This window comes from Mariniflexile sp. (assembly GCF_041583155.1).
Taxonomy (GTDB): domain Bacteria; phylum Bacteroidota; class Bacteroidia; order Flavobacteriales; family Flavobacteriaceae; genus Mariniflexile.
In genome coordinates this window covers 1-3,938 of sequence record NZ_JBFHGK010000097.1, presented here as the reverse complement: position 1 = coordinate 3,938, position 3,938 = coordinate 1, and the positions used below count along the sequence as shown (strand labels likewise).

4 protein-coding genes and 1 pseudogene are annotated in these 3,938 nt (G+C 31.8%); 3 read left to right on the top strand and 2 right to left on the bottom strand.

Annotation, left to right across the window (positions count from 1 at the left end; translation table 11 throughout):
- The first annotated feature begins 264 nt into the window (after window positions 1–264).
- From ABYI63_RS17265 to ABYI63_RS17255, 3 genes are all read left to right on the top strand, one after another.
- Window positions 265–1,440: a tyrosine-type recombinase/integrase gene (locus ABYI63_RS17265; protein ID WP_372758106.1), complete on the top strand. Its 1,176-nt coding sequence runs from the start codon at window positions 265–267 to the stop codon at window positions 1,438–1,440.
- A gap of 2 nt (window positions 1,441–1,442) precedes the next feature.
- Window positions 1,443–2,111, top strand: coding sequence for a hypothetical protein (locus tag ABYI63_RS17260; RefSeq protein ID WP_372758105.1), 669 nt, complete (start codon window positions 1,443–1,445; stop codon window positions 2,109–2,111).
- 84 nt (window positions 2,112–2,195) lie between these two features.
- A complete protein-coding gene (locus tag ABYI63_RS17255; protein WP_372758104.1) occupies window positions 2,196–2,648 on the top strand; it encodes a hypothetical protein in 453 nt (150 codons plus the stop codon).
- A gap of 329 nt (window positions 2,649–2,977) precedes the next feature.
- Here the strand turns inward: ABYI63_RS17255 and ABYI63_RS17250 are convergent, their stop codons facing one another.
- On the bottom strand, window positions 2,978–3,295 hold the full coding sequence (locus tag ABYI63_RS17250; protein WP_372758107.1) for a phospholipase D family protein: 318 nt from the start codon (window positions 3,293–3,295) through the stop codon (window positions 2,978–2,980).
- Between the two features lie 108 nt (window positions 3,296–3,403).
- Window positions 3,404–3,938, bottom strand: a pseudogene (locus ABYI63_RS17245) (type I restriction endonuclease subunit R); the annotation flags it as partial.

Below are 3,938 nucleotides of genomic sequence, written 5' to 3'. Positions count from 1 at the left end.
TGTTCTTAACTAAGTCAAAATGGTTAATCAAAAATTCTGGAAGAATAAGTTTTAATAAGTCTAGGTAATTGTCCAAGGTGCTCTTTTTTTACAAAAATCGTAATCTTATTTTAATTCACACACAACTTTTAGGATTGATCCCACAATTTGGCACACAAAAAAGATTTTTCAACCCCAAAAATATATATTGCTAATGGCGATTTGTCCAAAAGGTGGTATGTATATTTTACTTTTCGTGACCCCAACTCTGGGAAATTAAAACGGATGAAAAATATTTATGGGAATGTAAATACCTATAAAACCAAAGAAGAACGGATGACTCTTTTGTCATTGTACCGGAGACGCTTACTTCTTTTACTAAAAGAAGGTTATAATCCCTATTTAAATAACACCGAACTTTACCAGACTAAAACCAATCCTAAACCAGAAGAAAAGGCTCCTATAAAATTAGTAGAAGCTCCCTCTGGTAAAATTCCTCCTGTTGTTACTCCTGAAAATGATTCGCCTTTAACGGACACGCAAAATGAAGAAAACACTACTGATAAACTATCCTTAAGAGAAGGGTTTGATTTTAGCTTAAATCTGAAAGCAAAAACGGTAAGCGAACGGACGTTGCAAGATTACCAATATGCATCCAACGCCGTTGTGAAATGGATTGATGAAAATAATCCTGAAATAAAAACCATCGATCAGTTTTCTAAAAAAATAGCACTCGGATTTTTAAATGCCGTTTTACTAAATTCAAGTGCCAGAAGTAGAAATAATTATCGGCTAAGTTTAAGCAGTTTATTGCAAACTTTAGAGGACAACGAAATTATTGTTTCAAACCCGATGAAGAAGATTGCCAATTTAAAATCGATACCCAAAAGAAACAAGACTTATAGCACCGAAGATCAAGAAAAAATATTTGCTTACTTAAAGGTTGAAGACCCTATCCTACTGCTTTATATTCAATTTATTTCTTATAATTTTTTACGCCCTATTGAAGCTTGTAGATTAAAAATTAAGGACTTTAACTTAACCAATAACACCATACAGTTTAAAGCTAAAAATAGTCCACTAAAAACAAAGCTTATACCTCAAATTTTGCTCAATGAATTACCAGATTTATCTAAACTAAACCCCGAAGCTTTTCTATTTACTCCAGATAAAATAGGTGGTGATTGGAATGCTACGGAAAGTAACAGACGTGACCATTTTTCGAAACGCTTTAAAAAATCGGTTAAAGACCATTTCAATTTAGATAAAAACCAAAACCTATATAGTTTTAGGCATACGTTTATTACTAAATTATACAGATCGTTGGTGGAAAGCTCGTCAGCTTATGCCGCAAAAAGTGAACTTATGGGCATTACAGGACACACAACAATGGATGCACTTGAAAAATATTTACGTGATATTGATGCCGAACTTCCTAAAGATTATTCACATCACTTTTAGCAATGGATACCTCAACAATTATAACGGACAACTTAATTCGGAATTATGTATTTTATTTCCCAACCGAGGCAATTTCACTATTAGAATCAACTGTTCTAAAAGGTGCAATACCATTGGAGGCATGCAATGAATTAGCGTTCTTTGATATCGATAAAAAAGTTTCAACAAATTTTAAAAACTTTAGCATTATCAAATTAGTAAGCAAAAAAGAGATTTTAGATAGAAATCTATTACATCTTTTTGAAGCCAAAAAAAGTTTGGAACATAAGCACTTTATATTCTTACTAAATAAATACAATTTGCATGTTGAAGGTCACGCCTTCGTAACCAGCTGGATGTACAACAATATACATAGGGTTTTTAATAATGTAGAAGAAAGCACCATTAACCTATTTAAGCTTCAACAAGAATATTTTGAAAAACATTTAAGTGAATTACAGGATAATTTTCAAGTTACAAAATCAGAATTTTTGCATCAAAACGAAAGTGTATCAAAACATTTTCAAACACAGTTTTCAAAGCCTGATTTTAAAATTGATGTACCTGAATTCCCTAAAAATAATTCGCTTTTAAAACCAATAGCTAAAACTACCAAAAAGAAAAAGGTAGTTCTAAGCAACGAGGAGGTAGATCGTTTTCTATTAACTACGGTTTTTAATGTAGACTTGTAATTATTAGTTAAATTTTTTTATTATCGTTGCAAAAAGTGAGTTTTCATTTAATTTAGCGTCAAACAAACGTTTGTTTGACGCTAAATGGAAGAAAAAAAATATTATACCTGTGATTATTGTTATACTGAATTTGCACCAAAACGCAGACGTGTACAAAAATTTTGTAGCAATACCTGTCGCTCTAAAGCCCATCATGCTAAAAAAAATAGCATCAAACAACTAACAGAAACGACAAAAGAAGTTAGTGTTTTTAAAGTACCCGACGTACCCCCTATTCCCATAAAAAACAAGGTAGAAGCTATGAGTGTAGCTGGAATGGGAAATGCAACCGCAGGCACATTAATTGCTGATGGTATAAAAGCCGTTTTTACATCAGCGGAAAACAAACCTGCTACTAAAGGGGATTTAAAAAATCTAACAGAAAAATTAGTTAAACGCTATCATCCTATTAAAAACATGCAACGACAACCCAACGGTGCATTACCTTATTATGATATTGAAACTGGAAACGTTGTTTATTCGTTAATAGCTTTATAAATTAAATATTTTGACACTAATTTAAATAAATTGTTAATCTTTATTACATAACCAACTTGCAAAAAACGGCAAGACAATACCACCCTTGGCGGCAAAAAGTGAGCATAGTTAAATTATCAATAACTCATTGTATTGCATTAGTTTAAATCCGTAAATGATCTGGTTCAAATTTACAGCTTTTAATGGTTCTCATCATCCGTTGTAAAAAACGGTTAAAGTAAACCAGTGAAAACGGAAAAGTTTGAACCTCTTAAAAACTCTTCTTACCTAAGCTATAAAAGGGTTTATATGAATTATTACTATGCTCACTTTAATCCGCCGCAGGTAGCTCACCTTGACCGCCCCATCCACATTAACATGCCAATCTCTCTATTATTTTTCTCAGAATATTCATACAGATTCATTGAACCTACAATAAGTAAATCACCATTATAGTAACATTTACAATGTACATTTGGGTGATGTAACAGGTTTATGTTTTTAAGAGCTAGTAGTTTATTTTTTTCTAGGTCCGATAATTTATTCTCTCTATAAACTAGCGTAATTTCTACACCATTATTATCTGCTATTTTTAAAGCGTTTAAGACGTTTTCTGATGCTTGAATGTATGGTACAATTAATATTAATTCTTCTTTACTTTCTTCAATTAATTTAGGTATCCAGTAGTTAAATTTGGGGGTATTTAAAATAATGCCATTTTTTAATTCTATATTTTCTTTTTTAAGTATTAATTTTTTTTGATGACTTTATATTAGTTACCCCACCATCCCATTTACAAACACCTCAACAAATTCTTTCATTTTTTGGAGTATCCTTTCACCAATTTCTCGAGCTTTTAAAATACTTGGTCTATTGTCTAAGCATTTAAAAACATCGTCTTTAATGGGTTCTTGACCACTATAAATGTAAGCATCTATTAATGATTTAAACTGTGCTTTATCCAGGTTCTCTTCCTCACAAAGCTTCCCTAATGCCAGTACTTTTTGGTCTTGCCAGTAGGTTTCAAATTCATCTTGAATGGTATCCAAATCTGTAATGTGTGGTAAGTTTTCTTCAATGAATTTTTCAATAAGTTCGCGTTTACTTCGCAACATGACATCGCCACCAAGCAAATCGATGATGGCTTTTTTCTGTGCTTTGGCGTCGCTTATTTTCGCTCCTTTTAATTTTGCAAGTAGTTTAATAATGTAGGCAACATTAATTTGGTCGCGATGTATCAATTCCAACTCAAAATCAATATCATCTAGAATAGATGTTTTTTGTTTTTGGGTAGTGCCTTTTACTTTCTCG

Coding starts and splice junctions, on each gene's coding strand:
- ABYI63_RS17255 (WP_372758104.1), top strand. CDS start 2,196: ATGGAAGAAAAAAAATATTATACCTGTGATTATTGTTATACTGAATTT.
- ABYI63_RS17260 (WP_372758105.1), top strand. CDS start 1,443: ATGGATACCTCAACAATTATAACGGACAACTTAATTCGGAATTATGTA.
- ABYI63_RS17265 (WP_372758106.1), top strand. CDS start 265: ATGAAAAATATTTATGGGAATGTAAATACCTATAAAACCAAAGAAGAA.